The sequence below is a fragment of the Neisseria gonorrhoeae genome, assembly GCF_013030075.1.
Classification (GTDB): domain Bacteria; phylum Pseudomonadota; class Gammaproteobacteria; order Burkholderiales; family Neisseriaceae; genus Neisseria; species Neisseria gonorrhoeae.
Window position 1 is genome coordinate 996,886 of sequence record NZ_AP023069.1, and the last position, 17,636, is coordinate 1,014,521.

Here is a 17,636-nt window from a genome sequence, read left to right on the forward strand (position 1 = left end):
CGTCTGAACCTTCAGACGGCATTTTTGACGCACCTGCCGTTTACGGGCGCGGGGCGGGCGCAGTAAAATACCCGAACCGTCATTCCCGACAACACCGTAATCTCGAAACCCGTCATTCCCGCGCAGGCGGAAATCCGGACCCCCGACGCGGCGGGAATCTATCGGAAATGACTGAAACCCCGCGTCCTAGATTCCCACTTCCGTGGGAATGACGGTTCGGTTGCGTAGGGCCGGGTGGTCGAAAGGGCGGATTCGATGGATTCGATGAAAACGGTAGACATGTTGGGTTGATGGGAATGGCGGACTGAAGCCCACCGATTCATCGACTCCAACGTTTACGATGCTTCCAACGGTTTCAGACGGCATTTTTTACACAATTCCCGCCATTTTCCATCATTCCCGACAACACCGCAATCTCGAAACCCGTCATTCCCGCGCAGGCGGGAATCCGGACCCCTGACGCGGCGGGAATCTATCGGAAATAACTGAAACCCCGCGTCCTAGATTCCCACTTCCGTGGGAATGACGGTTCGGTTGCGTAGGGCCGGGTGGTCGAAAGGGCGGATTCGATGGATTCGATGGATTCGATGAAAACGGTAGACATGTTGGATTGATTGTTTATTGTTGAGGAAAATATAAGATCTTCTTTCCGGTTGAAGCCGATTTGTTTTTATCTTATGGGTGTTATGCTATATCATCATAGTTATGCAGAAGATGCAGGGCGCGCGGGCAGCGAGGCGCAGATACAGGTTTTGGAAGACGTGCACGTCAAGGCGAAGCGCGTACCGAAAGACAAAAAAGTGTTTACCGATGCGCGTGCCGTATCGACCCGTCAGGATGTGTTCAAATCCAGCGAAAACCTCGACAACATCGTACGCAGCATACCCGGTGCGTTTACACAGCAAGATAAAAGCTCGGGCATTGTGTCTTTGAATATTCGCGGCGACAGCGGGTTCGGGCGGGTCAATACGATGGTGGACGGCATCACGCAGACCTTTTATTCGACTTCTACCGATGCGGGCAGGGCAGGCGGTTCATCTCAATTCGGTGCATCTGTCGACAGCAATTTTATTGCCGGACTGGATGTCGTCAAAGGCAGCTTCAGCGGCTCGGCAGGCATCAACAGCCTTGCCGGTTCGGCGAATCTGCGGACTTTAGGCGTGGATGACGTCGTTCAGGGCAATAATACCTACGGCCTGCTGCTAAAAGGTCTGACCGGCACCAATTCAAACAAAGGCAATGCGATGGCGGCGATAGGTGCGCGCAAATGGCTGGAAAGCGGAGCATCTGTCGGTGTGCTTTACGGGCACAGCAGGCGCGGCGTGGCGCAAAATTACCGCGTGGGCGGCGGCGGGCAGCACATCGGAAATTTTGGCGCGGAATATCTGGAACGGCGCAAGCAGCGATATTTTGTACAAGAAGGCGGGTTGAAATTCAATTCCAACAGCGGAAAATGGGAGCGGGATTTCCAAAGGCCGTACTGGAAAACCAAGTGGTATCAAAAATACAATGACCCCCAAGAACTGCAAAAATACATCGAAGGTCATGACAAAAGCTGGCGGGAAAACCTGGCGCCGCAATACGACATCACCCCCATCGATCCGTCCGGCCTGAAGCAGCAGTCGGCAGGTAATCTGTTTAAATTGGAATACGACGGCGTATTCAATAAATACACGGCGCAATTTCGCGATTTAAACACCAGAATCGGCAGCCGCAAAATCATCAACCGCAATTATCAATTCAATTACGGTTTGTCTTTGAACCCGTATACCAACCTCAATCTGACCGCAGCCTACAATTCGGGCAGGCAGAAATATCCGAAAGGGTCGAAGTTTACAGGCTGGGGGCTTTTAAAGGATTTTGAAACCTACAACAACGCGAAAATCCTCGACCTCAACAACACCGCCACCTTCCGGCTGCCCCGCGAAACCGAGTTGCAAACCACTTTGGGCTTCAATTATTTCCACAACGAATACGGCAAAAACCGCTTTCCTGAAGAATTGGGGCTGTTTTTCGACGGTCCGGATCAGGACAACGGGCTTTATTCCTATTTGGGGCGGTTTAAGGGCGATAAAGGGCTGCTGCCCCAAAAATCAACCATCGTCCAACCGGCCGGCAGTCAATATTTCAACACGTTCTACTTCGATGCCGCGCTCAAAAAAGACATTTACCGCTTAAACTACAGCACCAATGCAATCAACTACCGTTTCGGCGGCGAATATACGGGCTATTACGGCTCGGAAAACGAATTTAAGCGGGCATTCGGAGAAAACTCGCCGGCATACAAGGAACATTGCGACCCGAGCTGCGGGCTTTATGAACCCGTATTGAAAAAATACGGCAAAAAGCGCGCCAACAACCATTCGGTCAGCATTAGTGCGGACTTCGGCGATTATTTCATGCCGTTCGCCGGCTATTCGCGCACACACCGTATGCCCAACATCCAAGAAATGTATTTTTCCCAAATCGGCGACTCCGGCGTTCACACCGCCTTAAAACCAGAGCGCGCAAACACTTGGCAATTTGGCTTCAATACCTATAAAAAAGGATTGTTAAAACAAGATGATATATTAGGATTGAAACTGGTCGGCTACCGCAGCCGCATTGACAACTACATCCACAACGTTTACGGGAAATGGTGGGATTTGAACGGGGATATTCCGAGCTGGGTCGGCAGCACCGGGCTTGCCTACACCATCCGACACCGCAATTTCAAAGACAAAGTGCACAAACACGGTTTTGAGCTGGAGCTGAATTACGATTATGGGCGTTTTTTCACCAACCTTTCTTACGCCTATCAAAAAAGCACGCAACCGACCAATTTCAGCGATGCGAGCGAATCGCCCAACAATGCCTCCAAAGAAGACCAACTCAAACAAGGTTATGGGCTGAGCAGGGTTTCCGCCCTGCCGCGAGATTACGGACGTTTGGAAGTCGGTACGCGCTGGTTGGGCAACAAACTGACTTTGGGCGGCGCGATGCGCTATTTCGGCAAGAGCATCCGCGCGACGGCTGAAGAACGCTATATCGACGGCACCAACGGGGGAAATACCAGCAATGTCCGGCAACTGGGCAAGCGTTCCATCAAACAAACCGAAACCCTTGCCCGACAGCCTTTGATTTTTGATTTTTACGCCGCTTACGAGCCGAAGAAAAACCTTATTTTCCGCGCCGAAGTCAAAAACCTGTTCGACAGGCGTTATATCGATCCGCTCGATGCGGGCAATGATGCGGCAACGCAGCGTTATTACAGCTCGTTCGACCCGAAAGACAAGGACGAAGACGTAACGTGTAATGCTGATAAAACGTTGTGCAACGGCAAATACGGCGGCACAAGCAAAAGCGTATTGACCAATTTCGCACGCGGACGCACCTTCTTGATGACGATGAGCTACAAGTTTTAAAGGCAGCCCGCGTTTTGTGGAAAAACTGCAATGCCGTCTGAAAGCCCTTCAGACGGCATTTGTTTCCCCAAACGCATCATCCTGCCGCAAGCCTATGCCAATCCGTTTTATCGCATCGGCAACTCAAAGAAAAATCCATTTCATTCCCACGCAGGGAAGCCGGTTTTTGATTTCGGTTATTTTTGGTTGTTTCGGGTAATTTATGAGTCGTCATTCCCGCAAAAGCGGGAATCAGTTTTTTTATAGTGGATTAACAAAAACAGGTACGGCGTTGCCTCGCCTTGCCGTACTATTTGTACTGTCTGCAGCTTCGTCGCCTTGTCCTGATTTTTGTTAATCCACTATAAATTTCAGCCATTTCCGATAAATTCCTGTGGCTTTAGCTTTCCGGATTCCCACTTTCGTGAGAATGGCGGCGGAGAGGTTTCTGTTTTTCCGATAAATCCCACAACCTAAAATCTCATCATTACCGCGCAGATGATATGTTGCCCGTCAACACCAAATAAAAATAAAACCGTAATAAATTGATTTATGTTGTTATTTTTTATTTACTGTATGCAAATGCACGGTTACAAAGATATATTTGCATAACTGTTTAATTTTATTGAATTTTATTGATTCAATCAGTGTCTTTCCGCATCGTAAGGCTGCCCGGTTTTAACAATGTAATAGGCGGGCTTCGCCAGTTTGCGCATGATGGCAACGATGATTACCATCTTTGGCTTACCCGCTTTTTTCAGATTATTTATTAATTTCGGAAATGCGTTAAAACGGTAAGCACAAAGGGCGGGCATATACAGCGGGAATCCGTTTTTTGAGTTTCGCTTAAGTTCAATAAATCCTGAAACTTTAATCTCGCCGTGAAAATGAATTTTCTATTTCAATTTGTCATATATAGTTAATTTTTTTAGGGTATTTTATTTTTTGTTCCAAAGTCAAAATATGCCGTCCGAACGTTCGGGCGGCAGACAAAACGGCACTGCCCGATAAAGGCAGTGCCGTTGTCCGTTTTAAACCGTGAAACATCAGCCCAAATCAAAGGCTTTATGCAATACCCTGGTTGCCAGTTCCATGTATTTTTCGTCAATCAATACGGAAACTTTGATTTCGGAGGTGGAAATCATTTGGATGTTGATGCCCTCTTCGGCGAGCGTGCGGAAGATTTTGGCGGCTACGCCGACGTGCGAACGCATACCCAAACCGACTGCGGAGACTTTGCACACGGTGTCGTCGCCGTCGATAGAAGCTGCGCCGATACTGTCTTTACGTTCCGACAGGATTTCCAAAGTCTGTTTGTAATCGCCGCGCGGTACGGTGAAAGAAAAATCGGTTGTGCCTTCGCTGCCGACATTTTGGATAATCATATCGACTTCGATGTTGGCATCTGCGACCGCGCCCAAAATCTGATAGGCGACGCCGGGCTTATCGGGCACACCGCGCACGTTGATGCGGGCTTGGTTTTTATCGAATGCGATACCGGTTACGGCAGCTCTTTCCATGTTGTCGTCCTCTTCAAAGGTAATTAAGGTGCCGTTGCCGCCGTCTTGCAGGCTGCTCAGTACGCGCAGGCGCACTTTGTATTTTCCGGCGAATTCTACTGAACGGATTTGCAAAACTTTCGAACCGAGGCTGGCCAGTTCGATCATTTCTTCAAATGTAACCGTATCCATACGGCGCGCTTCGGGTACGACGCGGGGGTCGGTGGTGTAAACGCCGTCTACGTCGGTATAGATTTGGCATTCGTCCGCTTTGAGGGCTGCGGCAAGCGCAACGGCGGAAGTGTCGGAACCGCCGCGTCCTAGCGTGGAAATATTGCCTTCACTGCTGATGCCTTGGAAGCCGGCAACGATGACGACTTTGCCGGCGGCGAGGTCGGCGCGCATTTTTTCGTCATCAATGCTTTCTATGCGGGCTTTGGTGTGGGCGGTATCGGTTTTGAGGGAGACCTGCCAGCCTGTGTAGCTTTTGGCATCCACGCCGATATCCTTCAATGCCATTGCCAAAAGGCCGATGGTTACTTGTTCGCCGGTAGCTAAGACGACGTCCAGCTCGCGCGGATCGGGATGCTCCTGCATTTCGTGCGCCAACGCAACCAGACGGTTGGTTTCGCCGCTCATGGCGGATACGACGACGACGATATCGTGTCCTTCGGCGCGGGCTTTAGCGACACGTTTGGCCACGTTTTTAATGCGCTCGGGCGAGCCTACGGATGTGCCGCCGTATTTATGTACGATTAACGCCATGTTTCATGCTTTCTTGTGTGGGATTGGTCGGGCAGCATGGTTTGCTGGAAAAGCGGCTATTATTACTATTTTTTACATGAAGTTCAAGAACGGACTGCGCTTTCCCGCCTGCCGTTTGACAGCGGTCAGCGAAAAACCTGTTCTTTCAGATTTTTGACAAAATGCCGTCTGAACGGTTTTCAGACGGCATACGGACAGTAATTAAGCAACGGACAACGCATTTTGCTGATAACGCAGCAGTTCGCCTATGCCTTTTTGCGCCAGTGCAACCAGTTTGCCCAACTCGTCCAAACTGAATGGCGCGCCTTCCGCCGTTCCCTGTATTTCGATGATTTTCCCCGATGCGGTCATGACGATGTTCACATCACTGTCGCAGCCGGAGTCTTCGGGATAATCCAAATCCAAAAGCGGCACGCCGTTCACTACGCCCGCTGATACGGCGGCAACAGCTTCAAGGATGGGGTTTTCACTCAAAATGCCGTCTGAAACCAGTTTGCCGACGGCGATTTGCAGCGCGACAAACGCACCGGTAATCGAAGCCGTACGCGTGCCGCCGTCCGCCTGAATCACATCGCAATCAATCAGGATTTGTCGTTCGCCGAGTTTTTCCATATCCACGACCGCGCGCAGCGAACGCCCGATCAAGCGTTGGATTTCTTGTGTGCGTCCCGACTGTTTGCCCGCCGAAGCTTCGCGGCGCATACGCAAAGCGGTTGAGGCAGGCAGCATACCGTATTCCGCCGTTACCCAGCCTTGGTTTTTGCCGTGCAGAAACGGTGGGGCATTTTCGTCCACGGAAGCGGTACAAATCACTTTGGTATTACCGCATTCAATAAGGCACGAACCGTCCGTATGCGGCAGGAAATGAGGGGTGATTTTGATATCGCGCAGGCTGTCGGCGGCGCGTGAGGTGCGGATATAATCAGGCATACTGCCCTCCCGTTAAAAACAGATAAATTAAAAAGCCTTAAATATGAAAAATCACATTTAAGGCCTTCAAACTGAAAATTTCTACGCCTCTTCGGCTTTGCTACGGATAATCAAAAGCGGCAGGTGGCTTTGGCGCATTACCGTTTCGGCGAAACTGCCCATCAAAAGGTGCATCAGCCCGGTGCGCCCGTGCGTGCCCAACACCAGCAGGCCGGCACCGTTTTCATCGGCATAATCGACCAAATCCTGCGCCATTTCGCGCGCACCCTTATTGGCAACCAGCAGGTGTTTGACGGTATTTCCCACACCCAGTTCCCGGGCGGTGCGCTCGGCGGCATCCAAAACCTCGTTGCCTTGCGCGACGGCGGCGGCCTCGTAACTTTCGTGTTGCAAAAATTCGGGGGCGAGCGCCATATATTCGGCAGGGTTGGCAACGTGTACCAAAGTCAGACGCGCACCGTTGACCCCGGCAAGCTCGGCGGCGTGTTTCAGGGCATTGATGGACGTTTCACTGCCGTCAACGGCAACGACCAGATGTTTGTACATATCGTATTCTCCTTTTGCACCGTCTCACGGTGCCGTCTCTTCAGGTTTGCGCAAAGGCAGTCTGCGCCGTTTCATTATAGACCCGCCGTCGGGCTTTATACAACAGCCGAACAGCCTGACTGCTTTCCAGTATAATATGCCGCTTTCGTGCAGTCAGGCATTTTTTGCCGGCTTTCGTTCACTTTTTGATTTGACGCAATCTTGCAGGATTCGACCATGTCCGACAACGCTTTGACCTCTTCGCGACGCTTCGGCGGCATCGCCAGACTCTACGGAGACTCTGCCTTGACGCACTTTTCACAGGCACACGTCTGCGTGGTCGGCGTGGGCGGGGTCGGCTCGTGGGCGGTCGAGGCTTTGGCGCGCACGGGCATCGGGCGTTTGACTTTGATTGATTTGGACAACGTTGCCGAATCGAATGTCAACCGCCAGCTGCACGCCCTGACCGGCGACTTCGGCAAAGCAAAAGTTACCGCCTTGCGCGAACGTATTACACAAATCAATCCGCAATGCGAAGTATTTGAAATTGAAGATTTCGTTACCGAAGACAATTTGCCGGAATACTTCGGAAAAGGTTTTGATTTCGTCATCGACGCGATCGACCAAGTGCGCGTCAAAGCGGCAATGGCGGCTTATTTTGTGGAACGCAAACAACCGTTTGTCCTCAGCGGCGGCGCGGGCGGACAGAAAAATCCCGCCCTGATTCAAACCGCCGATTTAAGCCGCGTAACCCACGACCCGCTGCTTGCCAACCTGCGCTACACCTTGCGGAAACGCTACGGCTTCAGCCGCGATACTAAGGAAAAAATGCGCGTGCCGTGCGTGTATTCGACCGAAAATATCATGCCGCCGCAATCGGGCGCAGCGTGTTCTGCCGATGCCGCGCCGCAGGGCTTGTCATGCGCCGGCTATGGCGCAAGTATGCTCGTTACCGCTTCGTTCGGACTGTATTGCGCACAGGCGGCGGTGGAACACATCGCGGGCAAAAAATAAGCAATGCCGTCTGAAACAGGATTCAGACGGCATTTGAACAAACGCGGCAATCAAGCTGTCGGTTCAGAAAAACCAACATCGGCACGCCTAAAACCGTATTCACAATCTACTCCTTTTCAAAATATTTGCATTTAAAAGCCGTTATAATGCCGTCCGAACATCTGCCCGACCACATTATGCGTGAATGCCGGCAGATTGTTTTCTTTTGTAAACTTATATTAAAATTCACTTACCAATTCACGCCATGCCGCCCATCCCTGCCCTATCCGCACCATCCGAGCACACTGTCGCATGGGTATTCGGCCAACCCGTTACCGATTTGCCGCAGGATTTGTTTATCCCGCCCGACGCGTTGAAAATCGTGTTGGGCAGCTTCCAAGGCCCTTTGGATCTGCTGCTCTACCTTATCCGCAAGCAGAACATCGATGTTCTCGATATTCCGATGGTGGAAATTACCGGGCAGTATCTGCACTATATTGCCCAAATGGAAGCCTATCAGTTTGATTTGGCGGCGGAATATCTTTTGATGGCGGCAATGCTGATTGAAATCAAATCGCGCCTGCTGCTGCCGCGTACCGAAGCCGTCGAAGACGAAGAGGCCGACCCGCGTGCCGAGTTGGTGCGCCGTCTGCTTGCCTACGAGCAAATGAAACTGGCGGCGCAGGGTTTGGACGCGCTGCCGCGTGCGGGACGGGATTTCGCGTGGGCTTACCTGCCGCTGGAAATTGCAGCCGAGACGAAGCTGCCCGAGGTTTACATCGCCGATTTGATGCAGGCATGGTTGGGCATTCTTTCTCGGGCAAAACATACGCGCAGCCACGAAGTAATCCAAGAAACCCTTTCCGTGCGCGCGCAAATGACGGCAATCCTGCGCCGTTTGAACGAACACGGGATATGCAGGTTTCACGCCCTGTTCAATCCCGAACAGGGCGCGGCTTACGTGATCGTCAACTTCATCGCCCTGTTGGAGCTTGCCAAAGAAGGATTGGTCGGAATCGTACAGGAAGACGGTTTCGGAGAAATCCGAATCAGCCTCAATCATGAGGGGGCGCATTCAGACGGCATTTTCGGCACACGGGGCGGGCGCGATGTGTTCTAATACGCCCCAAGCCGCCACCAGAAATCGGGAGACACGCCATATGACCGGCATCATACATTCGCTGCTCGACACTGACCTCTACAAATTCACTATGCTGCAAGTAGTCCTGCACCAGTTTCCGCAGACGCACAGCCTTTACGAATTCCGCTGCCGCAACGTCTCGACCGTCTATCCGCTTGCCGACATCAGGGAAGACTTGGAAGCCGAACTCGACGCGCTCTGCCGGCTGCGCTTCACCCACGACGAACTCGGCTATCTGCGCTCCCTGCGTTTCATCAAAAGCGACTTTGTCGATTATCTCGAACTCTTCCAGCTCCAACGCCGCTTTGTCGAAGTCGGCACAGACGATAAAGGCCGTCTGAACATCCGTATCGAAGGCCCGATGATACAGGCGATGTTTTTTGAAATCTTCATCCTCGCCATTGTCAACGAACTTTACTTCCGCCGGCTGGAAACCCCTGCCGTTATCGAAGAAGGCGAACGCCGGCTTCAAGCCAAAGCCGCGCGCCTGAAAGAAATCGCCGCCGCACAGAATCCGGACGAACCGCCCTTCCTGATTTCCGACTTCGGCACGCGCCGCCGCTACAAGCTCGCGTGGCAGGAACACGTCATCCGCACCCTGCTCGAAGCCGCCCCAAGCATCGTGCGCGGCACAAGCAACGTTTACCTCGCCAAAAAACTCGGCATCACCCCCATCGGCACCATGGCGCACGAATTCCTCCAAGCCTTCCAAGCCCTCGACGTGCGCCTGCGTAATTTCCAAAAGGCCGCGCTCGAAAGCTGGGTGCACGAATACCGGGGCGATTTGGGCGTCGCCCTGACCGACGTGGTCGGTATGGATGCCTTCCTGCGCGATTTCGACCTCTATTTCGCCAAACTCTTCGACGGGCTGCGCCACGACAGCGGCGACCCTTACGTTTGGGGCGACAAAGCCTACGCCCACTATCAAAAGCTCAAAATCGACAGCCGCACCAAAATGCTGACCTTCTCCGACGGGCTGGACATCGAACGCTCTTGGGCATTGCACCAATATTTCAAAGGCCGCTTCAAAACCGGCTTCGGCATCGGCACCAACCTCACCAACGATATGGGGCATACGCCCTTGAATATCGTGTTGAAACTGGTCGAATGCAACGGGCAGTCCGTCGCCAAGCTCTCCGACTCGCCGGGCAAAACCATGACCAACAACAGCACCTTCCTCGCCTACCTGCGCCAAGTGTTCGGCATACCCGAACCTAGAACGCCGTAAACCGGCAGAAAAAGCGTACAATTCCTGTTTCCGCCGCATAAAATCTTTTAAAATACCGCCTGATTTGAATTTAACCGAAAGACCGAACTTCATGAACCTACATCAAACCGTCGAACACGAAGCCGCCGCCGCCTTTGCCGCCGCAGGCATCGCCGGCAGCCCCGTTGTCTTGCAGCCGACCAAAAATGCCGAACACGGCGATTTCCAAATCAACGGCGTGATGGGTGCGGCGAAAAAAGCCAAACAAAATCCGCGCGAACTGGCGCAAAAGGTCGCCGACGCATTGGCGGGCAACGCCGTCATCGAAAGCGCGGAAGTGGCCGGACCCGGCTTTATCAACCTGCGCCTGCGCCACGAATTTCTCGCTCAAAACATTCATGCGGCTTTGAACGACGCGCGTTTCGGCGTAGCGAAAACTGCCCAACCGCAAACCGTCGTTATCGACTATTCTTCGCCTAATCTGGCGAAGGAAATGCACGTCGGCCATCTGCGCTCCAGCATCATTGGCGACAGCATTTCACGCGTGTTGGAATTTACGGGCAACACCGTCATCCGCCAAAACCATGTCGGCGACTGGGGTACGCAGTTCGGCATGTTGGTCGCTTATTTGGTCGAGCAGCAAAAAGACAATGCCGCGTTCGAGCTGGCGGATTTGGAGCAGTTTTACCGCGCCGCCAAAGTACGTTTTGACGAAGACCCTGCCTTTGCCGACACCGCGCGCGAATACGTTGTGAAGCTGCAAGGCGGCGATGAAACCGTGTTGGCATTGTGGAAACAGTTTGTCGATATTTCGCTCTCGCACGCCCAAGCCGTTTACGACACGCTGGGCTTGAAGCTGCGCCCCGAAGATGTGGCGGGCGAATCGAAATACAACGACGATTTGCAGCCCGTAGCCGATGATTTGGTTCAAAAAGGCCTGGCGGTTGAGGACGACGGCGCGAAAGTCGTGTTCTTGGACGAGTTCAAAAACAAAGAGGGCGAACCCGCCGCATTTATCGTGCAAAAACAAGGCGGCGGCTTCCTTTATGCTTCCACCGATTTGGCGTGCCTGCGCTACCGCATAGGCCGTCTGAAAGCCGGCCGCCTGCTGTACGTCGTCGACCACCGCCAAGCCCTGCACTTCGAGCAACTCTTTACCACTTCCCGCAAAGCAGGCTATCTGCCTGAAAATGCAAAAGCCGAGTTTATCGGCTTCGGCACCATGATGGGCAAAGACGGCAAACCGTTCAAAACGCGCAGCGGCGACACCGTAAAACTGGTTGACCTGCTGACCGAAGCCGTCGAGCGCGCCACCGCTTTGGTGAAAGAAAAAAATCCCGAATTGGGCGCGGATGAAGCCGCCAAAATCGGCAAGACCGTCGGCATCGGCGCAGTCAAATACGCCGATTTAAGCAAAAACCGCACCAGCGATTATGTGTTCGACTGGGACGCCATGCTCTCATTTGAAGGCAACACCGCCCCCTACCTGCAATACGCCTACACCCGCGTGCAAAGCGTGTTCCGCAAAGCCGGAGAATGGGACGCAACCGCACCGACCGTTTTGACCGAACCACTGGAAAAACAGCTTGCCGCCGAGCTTCTGAAATTTGAAAACGTGCTGCAAAGCGTGGCGGACACCGCGTATCCGCACTACCTCGCCGCCTACCTTTACCAAGCCGCCACCCTGTTCAGCCGCTTCTACGAAGCTTGCCCGATTTTGAAAGCCGAAGGCGCAAGCCGCAACAGCCGCCTGCAACTGGCAAAACTCACCGGCAACACGCTGAAACAAGGCTTGGATTTGCTGGGCATCGATGTGTTGGACGTAATGTAAAACCGCACCGCCCGATTGCGGACAACAGCCCTGCAATCAACCGGCGGACCATCCTCATCCGAATCTGAAAAAAGCGGCGCGATACACCGTATCCGCCGCCCCTCCCAAAATGCGAAACAGACAAACGCCAAGCAAGCAAGCAAGCAAGCAAGCAAGCAAGCAAGCAAGCAAGCAAAAAATTATAACCCCCCTTCCTGCCGACGCACGCACTTTCCGCGCGGCTTATTCCCCTTTTCCCGCCCCTCAAACCCGCCTTTTCTTCAGGCAGGGTTTCAGCCCGCCTCCTTTCCCTGTTTTCCTTCCCTCAACACGCGTGCGCGCCCCTGCCGCACCGTGCCGCGCTTTTGCGCCCGGACGGCATCGTTCCGCCATCCGGTTCTCTGTTTCAAATACCCCTGTTTCAGAAAGAAATGCAGATGTTTCAACACACAGGACGACATATAAAGTACCGCCCTATGTGTCGTCCTGATTTGGAAGGGGTTGCGCCCCTTCCTAAATATAGTCTGATCCTGCCGCCCCGAAGGACAGATGTCCGAGTGGCGGGGTTTCAACCGAAAAGGAAATACGATGAATATTCACGCCCTGCTCTCCGAACAATGGACGCTGCCGCCATTCCTGCCGAAACGGCTGCTGCTGTCCCTGCTGATACTGCTGGTCCCCAATGCGGTGTTTTGGGTTTTGGCACTGCTGACCGCCACCGCCCGCCCGATTGTCAATTTGGACTACCTTCCCGCCGCGCTGCTGATCGCCCTGCCTTGGCGTTTCGTCAAAATTGCCGGCGTATTGGCGTTTTGGCCGGCGGTTTTGTTTGACGGGCTGATGATGGTGATCCAACTCTTCCCTTTTATGGACCTCATCGGCGCCATCAACCTCGTCCCCTTCATCCTGACCGCCCCCGCCCCTTATCAGATAATGACCGGGCTGTTGCTGCTGTATATGCTGGCGATGCCGTTTGTGTTGCAAAAAGCCGCCGTCAAAACCGACTTCCGACACATTGCCGTCTGTGCCGCCGTTGTGGCGGCAGCCGGCTATTTCACCGGCCATTTGAGTTACTACGACCGGGGGCGGATGGCCAATATCTTCGGCGCAAACAACTTCTATTACGCCAAAAGTCAGGCGATGCTCTACACCGTCAGCCAGAATGCCGACTTTATTACCGCCGGCCTGGTCGACCCCGTCTTCCTCCCCTTGGGCAATCAGCAGCGTGCCGCCACGCGGCTGAGTGAGCCGAAATCTCAAAAAATCCTCTTTATCGTCGCCGAATCTTGGGGGCTGCCGGGCAATCCCGAGCTTCAAAACGCCACTTTTGCCAAACTGCTGGCGCAAAAAGACCGTTTTTCGGTTTGGGAAAGCGGCAGTTTTCCCTTCATCGGCGCGACGGTCGAAGGCGAAATGCGCGAATTGTGCGCCTACGGCGGTTTGCGCGGGTTCGCACTGCGCCGCGCGCCCGACGAAAAATTTGCCCGCTGCCTCCCCAACCGTTTGAAACAAGAAGGTTACGCCACCTTTGCGATGCACGGCGCGGGTAGTTCGCTTTACGACCGCTTCAGCTGGTATCCGAGGGCGGGCTTTCAAAAAATCAAAACCGCCGAAAACCTGATCGGTAAAAAAACCTGCGCCATTTTCGGCGGCGTGTGCGACAGCGAGCTGTTCGGCGAAGTGTCGGCATTTTTCAAAAAACACGACAAGGGACTGTTTTACTGGATGACGCTGACCAGCCACGCCGACTATCCCGAATCCGACATTTTCAACCACAGGCTCAAATGCACCGAATACGGCCTGCCCGCCGAAACCGACCTCTGCCGCAATTTCAGCCTGCACACCCAATTCTTCGACCAACTGGCGGATTTGATCCGACGCCCCGAAATGAAAGGCACGGAAGTCATCATCGTCGGCGACCATCCGCCGCCCGTCGGCAACCTCAATGAAACCTTCCGCTACCTCAAACAGGGACACGTCGCCTGGCTGCACTTCAAAATCAAATAACAACAATGCCGTCTGAACGCACCAACAGCCTTCAGACGGCATTTTGCAGACAGACCGACCTCCTCAGGCCCACTTTTTTCATCATCTCCGATAAATTGCTTTGTAAGAATCCAAAAATCCAAAATCACAGGAAGTTATCAAAAAAACAGAAACCATCCGCCGTCGTTCCCGCGAAAGCGGGAATCCAGACCCGGAAACCGCAGAAATTTATCGGAAAAACCGAAACTCGAAAACAACGGACAGAATTCCCGCCTGCGCAGGAATGACGGCTCATACATCACCCAAAAAAAATTGAAACCAAACAGCTGGGATTCCCTCTTGCGTGAGGCTGACAGATGCCGTCTGAAAGACTTTCAGACGGCATAGGGCGTTTTCTCTTTGAATTTAAATTTTGCCACAAAAAAGCCGCCCCAAATGAATACCCGGGCAGCTTTTTGTTGATATGACTCCAATCAGCGGTGTTGCGGATTGTAACGTTTTTCCAAACGCAGGAATATCCAGCCTAAGAAAGTCGTCATCAACAGATAAATCAGGGCGGCGGTGTAAAGCGGTTCTTCATAAACCGAATACCGGCCCGTAATCGTATTCTGAACATACGCCAACTCCGCCACAGCAATGACCGACAGCAGCGAGCTGTCTTTCAAGAGCGTGATGAACTCGCTCGCCAAAGGCGGCAGCATACGGCGCAATGCCTGCGGCAGAATCACATAGCGCATCGCCTGCGGATAGGTCAGTCCCAAAGAACACGCCGCCTCCATCTGTCCTTTGTCTATAGACTGGATGCCCGCGCGGAAAATCTCACAGATATACGCCCCCGAGTTGGCGATCAGTGCCAAAGAACCGGCAATCAGCGGCCCGTATCCGCGACGCAGCGCGATTGCCGCCTCGCCGCTGACCAAAATGCCGTCTGAAGGATGGACGAAAAACGGAAACCACACATACGCCCAAATCACAATCTGCACAAACAGCGGCGTACCCCGGAACAGGGTAACGTACAGCAGCGAAACCTTACGCAACGCCCACGCCAGCACGCGCATCGGCGCACCGGCTTTTTCCAAGTGAATCAGGCGCGCCAACGCCAACAACAGACCCAATACCGAACCGCCCGCCGTCGCCACGACCGTCAGCCCCAAGGTCGTCAGTGCGCCGTAAAGAAACATCCAGCGGTATTCGTAAATAATGTCAAAACGAAAATCCATAAACCGTCCGTATCAAAAACCGGCGGAACTGCCGCCGTTGCAAAATAATCCGCCATTTTACCGTAAAAACCGCCGCCTGAACTTTTTTATCGCGGCAGACGGCGGTTGCGCGTCTCCGCAAAAATGCAGGGCGCGCGGTTTTCAGACGGCATTTGCCGTTCAAGGCCGTGCGGTGTCTTTACCAAATGCCCAACCATTCGCCCACGGAATCCATCCAATCCTTATTGCCCCCGCCGCTCCTGCCTGCCCGGCGGTACGCCCACGGCGCTTGCGGATTTTTAGCTTTCCACAATCCTTTGCGTTCCCTTTCCGCCTGAATTTGAGCGTCGGCATAGTCGGCAAAATCCGCCTTATCCTGCTGTTCTTTAGCATAACTTTTATAATGCCACGCCGCCCCGTCCTGCACCTGCATCAGGTTCAAATCGGTTTTGCCGGCGGATACCTGCGCCACTTCGCGCTGATAGCGGTCGGTTTCAAACACACGTACACTGACTTTCCTACCCTCCGCCGCCGCGCGCAGGTTGTCGCGCGAACGTGTACCGTAAGCCTGTTTCATCTCCGGTGCGTCGATATACGCCATCCGAATTTTATGTTTCGCGCCGTCGCCGTCGATGACGTGAAGGGTATCGCCGTCATAGACTTTGGACACCGTGCCTGTGTAGCTGTGGCCGGATTTCGCCGATGCCCGGCGGCGAACGGGTGTTTCGTACCTACCCGCACTCTCCTCTACACCCAATTCATTCAGTACGGCAATACCGGTACGGACAAGCTCGCTGTCGTATCCCGTATAACCCAACGCGCCCAAAAGCGACAGGGCGACGGGAAGCCATTTCATGATTTTTTTAATCTGCATATTTTTCAAATGCCGATGCCGTCTGAACATCTCTGAACCGGATTTCAGACGGCATCTTAACGTCAGGATTACCCTTGGCAGGGATAGATGACTTTCGCACCCTCTTCCGTCCCCAAAATCAACACATCGGCGGCATCGCGGGCGAATATGCCGTTTTCGAGTACGCCGGTGATTTTGTTGATTTCATCTTCCATCGTCAGCGGCTGATCGATATTCAAGCCGTGGACATCGACGATTTGGTTGCCGTAAAACGTGGTGTAGCCGATACGCAGTTCGGGCTGTCCGCCCATGGCAAGCAGTTTGCGCGAAACAAGGGAGCGCGCGCTTTCGACGGCTTCCACGGGCAGTGGGAATTTGCCCAGCCGGGAAACATATTTGCTTTCGTCCGCAATGCAGACGAATTTTTCTGATGCGCTGGCGACGATTTTTTCGTTGAGGTGCGCGCCGCCGCCGCCCTTAATCATTTGCAGGGCGTGGTTCACTTCGTCCGCACCGTCGATATAGACCGCCAAACCGGACACTTCGTTCAGGGACACGACGGGAATGTCGTACCGGGCAAGCAGTTCGCCGGATTTTTTGGAGGTTGAAACCGCGCCTTTGATTTTTTTACCGCTTTTGCCCAAGGCTTCGATGAAGAAATTGATGGTCGAACCGGTACCGATGCCGATGTATTCGTTTTCGGGTACGAATTCGACTGCTTTTTCGGCGGCGATGCGCTTGAGTTCGTCTTGTGTCGTCATATTTTTATCCTTTGGGAAACCGTATCAACAAACAGCCGCCATCTTAACATTTTTTTGCACGTCCTGCCCGCCGCGTTCAAATCCGTACCAGCAATACCGCCGCCTGCGCCTCTATGCCTTCCATCCGCCCGAGATAGCCGAGTTTTTCGTTGGTTTTGCCTTTGATATTGACGCACGAAATATCGATACCCAAATCGGCGGCGATGTTGGCACGCATTTGCGGAATGTGCGGTGCGAGTTTGGGTTTCTGTGCAATCACGGTCGTATCGACATTGACCGCCTGCCAACCCTGCGCCTGAACGCTTTGATACGCCGCACGCAAAAGGACGCGGCTGTCCGCATCTTTGAACTCTGCGGCGGTGTCGGGAAAATGGCTGCCGATGTCGCCCAAACCTGCCGCACCGAGCAGCGCGTCGGTAACGGCGTGCAGCAGCGCGTCGGCATCGGAATGCCCGAGCAGCCCTTTTTCAAATGGGATTTCAACTCCGCCAAGTATCAGCTTTCTGCCTTCGATCAATTGGTGGACATCGTAGCCCTGTCCGATACGGATATTCGTCATCGTTTGTGTTCCTGATGTTTTGAAT

17 protein-coding genes and 1 pseudogene are annotated in these 17,636 nt (G+C 53.3%); 9 read left to right on the forward strand and 9 right to left on the reverse strand.

What is annotated here, in order from left to right; translation table 11 throughout:
- Positions 1-635: 635 nt before the first annotated feature.
- Entirely contained in the window at positions 636-3,404 is a 2,769-nt protein-coding gene (tdfH, locus tag HT085_RS05165; protein WP_047926489.1) for a TonB-dependent zinc piracy receptor TdfH, read from the forward strand.
- 30 nt (positions 3,405-3,434) lie between these two features.
- Positions 3,435-3,650, forward strand: coding sequence for a hypothetical protein (locus HT085_RS05170; protein ID WP_003691062.1), 216 nt, complete (start codon positions 3,435-3,437; stop codon positions 3,648-3,650).
- A 377-nt stretch (positions 3,651-4,027) separates the two neighbouring features.
- Here the strand turns inward: HT085_RS05170 and HT085_RS05175 are convergent.
- The 4 genes and pseudogenes from HT085_RS05175 to HT085_RS05190 all read right to left on the reverse strand — a co-directional run.
- Positions 4,028-4,204 (reverse strand): annotated as a pseudogene (locus HT085_RS05175) (IS110 family transposase); the annotation flags it as partial.
- Positions 4,205-4,429: 225 nt separating this feature from the next.
- Positions 4,430-5,647 (reverse strand): aspartate kinase, encoded by a 1,218-nt coding sequence (locus HT085_RS05180; RefSeq protein ID WP_003688344.1) that lies wholly within the window; start codon positions 5,645-5,647, stop codon positions 4,430-4,432.
- A 201-nt stretch (positions 5,648-5,848) separates the two neighbouring features.
- Positions 5,849-6,577 (reverse strand): ribonuclease PH, encoded by a 729-nt coding sequence (gene rph, locus HT085_RS05185; RefSeq protein WP_003688342.1) that lies wholly within the window; start codon positions 6,575-6,577, stop codon positions 5,849-5,851.
- A gap of 81 nt (positions 6,578-6,658) precedes the next feature.
- Positions 6,659-7,123, reverse strand: a complete 465-nt coding sequence (locus HT085_RS05190) for a universal stress protein (RefSeq protein ID WP_003688341.1) — start codon at positions 7,121-7,123, stop codon at positions 6,659-6,661.
- Between the two features lie 216 nt (positions 7,124-7,339).
- Here HT085_RS05190 and HT085_RS05195 point away from each other — a divergent pair, with 216 nt between their 5' ends.
- From HT085_RS05195 to HT085_RS05220, 7 genes are all read left to right on the forward strand, one after another.
- Positions 7,340-8,116: a tRNA threonylcarbamoyladenosine dehydratase gene (locus tag HT085_RS05195; protein ID WP_003688340.1), complete on the forward strand. Its 777-nt coding sequence runs from the start codon at positions 7,340-7,342 to the stop codon at positions 8,114-8,116.
- A 3-nt stretch (positions 8,117-8,119) separates the two neighbouring features.
- Positions 8,120-8,251 carry a hypothetical protein gene (locus HT085_RS12055; RefSeq protein WP_003704139.1) on the forward strand — a complete coding sequence of 44 codons (132 nt, stop codon included), beginning with the start codon at positions 8,120-8,122 and terminating at the stop codon, positions 8,249-8,251.
- 109 nt (positions 8,252-8,360) lie between these two features.
- The gene (locus HT085_RS05200) at positions 8,361-9,215 is read left to right on the forward strand and encodes a segregation and condensation protein A (protein ID WP_003691060.1); all 855 of its coding nucleotides are present in this window, start codon (positions 8,361-8,363) and stop codon (positions 9,213-9,215) included.
- Between the two features lie 40 nt (positions 9,216-9,255).
- Positions 9,256-10,464, forward strand: coding sequence for a nicotinate phosphoribosyltransferase (gene pncB, locus HT085_RS05205; protein ID WP_010358295.1), 1,209 nt, complete (start codon positions 9,256-9,258; stop codon positions 10,462-10,464).
- Positions 10,465-10,555: 91 nt separating this feature from the next.
- Positions 10,556-12,274, forward strand: coding sequence for an arginine--tRNA ligase (gene argS / locus HT085_RS05210; RefSeq protein ID WP_003688336.1), 1,719 nt, complete (start codon positions 10,556-10,558; stop codon positions 12,272-12,274).
- Positions 12,275-12,841: 567 nt separating this feature from the next.
- Positions 12,842-14,260: a sulfatase-like hydrolase/transferase gene (locus HT085_RS05215; protein WP_025455788.1), complete on the forward strand. Its 1,419-nt coding sequence runs from the start codon at positions 12,842-12,844 to the stop codon at positions 14,258-14,260.
- Between the two features lie 5 nt (positions 14,261-14,265).
- The gene (locus HT085_RS05220) at positions 14,266-14,526 is read left to right on the forward strand and encodes a hypothetical protein (protein WP_003691056.1); all 261 of its coding nucleotides are present in this window, start codon (positions 14,266-14,268) and stop codon (positions 14,524-14,526) included.
- Positions 14,527-14,712: 186 nt separating this feature from the next.
- On the opposite strand, the gene HT085_RS05225 is transcribed toward HT085_RS05220, so the two are convergent.
- The 5 genes from HT085_RS05225 to ispF all read right to left on the reverse strand — a co-directional run bounded on the left by HT085_RS05225 (position 14,713) and on the right by ispF (position 17,611).
- Positions 14,713-15,459, reverse strand: a complete 747-nt coding sequence (locus HT085_RS05225; protein ID WP_003688329.1) for an amino acid ABC transporter permease — start codon at positions 15,457-15,459, stop codon at positions 14,713-14,715.
- A complete protein-coding gene (locus tag HT085_RS11750) occupies positions 15,443-15,622 on the reverse strand; it encodes a hypothetical protein (RefSeq protein WP_002212887.1) in 180 nt (59 codons plus the stop codon). The genes HT085_RS05225 and HT085_RS11750 overlap by 17 nt, the downstream gene beginning before the upstream one ends.
- Before the next feature lie 15 nt (positions 15,623-15,637).
- A complete protein-coding gene (locus HT085_RS05230) occupies positions 15,638-16,312 on the reverse strand; it encodes a thermonuclease family protein (protein ID WP_025455787.1) in 675 nt (224 codons plus the stop codon).
- A gap of 68 nt (positions 16,313-16,380) precedes the next feature.
- On the reverse strand, positions 16,381-17,052 hold the full coding sequence (rpiA, locus tag HT085_RS05235; protein WP_003688327.1) for a ribose-5-phosphate isomerase RpiA: 672 nt from the start codon (positions 17,050-17,052) through the stop codon (positions 16,381-16,383).
- A gap of 76 nt (positions 17,053-17,128) precedes the next feature.
- A complete protein-coding gene (ispF, locus tag HT085_RS05240) occupies positions 17,129-17,611 on the reverse strand; it encodes a 2-C-methyl-D-erythritol 2,4-cyclodiphosphate synthase (protein WP_014581401.1) in 483 nt (160 codons plus the stop codon).
- Between the last annotated feature and the right edge of the window lie 25 nt (positions 17,612-17,636).

Coding starts and splice junctions, on each gene's coding strand:
- HT085_RS05170 (WP_003691062.1), top strand. CDS start 3,435: ATGCCGTCTGAAAGCCCTTCAGACGGCATTTGTTTCCCCAAACGCATC.
- HT085_RS05180 (WP_003688344.1), bottom strand. CDS start 5,647: ATGGCGTTAATCGTACATAAATACGGCGGCACATCCGTAGGCTCGCCC.
- rph (WP_003688342.1), bottom strand. CDS start 6,577: ATGCCTGATTATATCCGCACCTCACGCGCCGCCGACAGCCTGCGCGAT.
- HT085_RS05190 (WP_003688341.1), bottom strand. CDS start 7,123: ATGTACAAACATCTGGTCGTTGCCGTTGACGGCAGTGAAACGTCCATC.
- HT085_RS05195 (WP_003688340.1), top strand. CDS start 7,340: ATGTCCGACAACGCTTTGACCTCTTCGCGACGCTTCGGCGGCATCGCC.
- HT085_RS12055 (WP_003704139.1), top strand. CDS start 8,120: ATGCCGTCTGAAACAGGATTCAGACGGCATTTGAACAAACGCGGCAAT.
- HT085_RS05200 (WP_003691060.1), top strand. CDS start 8,361: ATGCCGCCCATCCCTGCCCTATCCGCACCATCCGAGCACACTGTCGCA.
- pncB (WP_010358295.1), top strand. CDS start 9,256: ATGACCGGCATCATACATTCGCTGCTCGACACTGACCTCTACAAATTC.
- argS (WP_003688336.1), top strand. CDS start 10,556: ATGAACCTACATCAAACCGTCGAACACGAAGCCGCCGCCGCCTTTGCC.
- HT085_RS05215 (WP_025455788.1), top strand. CDS start 12,842: ATGAATATTCACGCCCTGCTCTCCGAACAATGGACGCTGCCGCCATTC.
- HT085_RS05220 (WP_003691056.1), top strand. CDS start 14,266: ATGCCGTCTGAACGCACCAACAGCCTTCAGACGGCATTTTGCAGACAG.
- HT085_RS05225 (WP_003688329.1), bottom strand. CDS start 15,459: ATGGATTTTCGTTTTGACATTATTTACGAATACCGCTGGATGTTTCTT.
- HT085_RS05230 (WP_025455787.1), bottom strand. CDS start 16,312: ATGCAGATTAAAAAAATCATGAAATGGCTTCCCGTCGCCCTGTCGCTT.
- rpiA (WP_003688327.1), bottom strand. CDS start 17,052: ATGACGACACAAGACGAACTCAAGCGCATCGCCGCCGAAAAAGCAGTC.
- ispF (WP_014581401.1), bottom strand. CDS start 17,611: ATGACGAATATCCGTATCGGACAGGGCTACGATGTCCACCAATTGATC.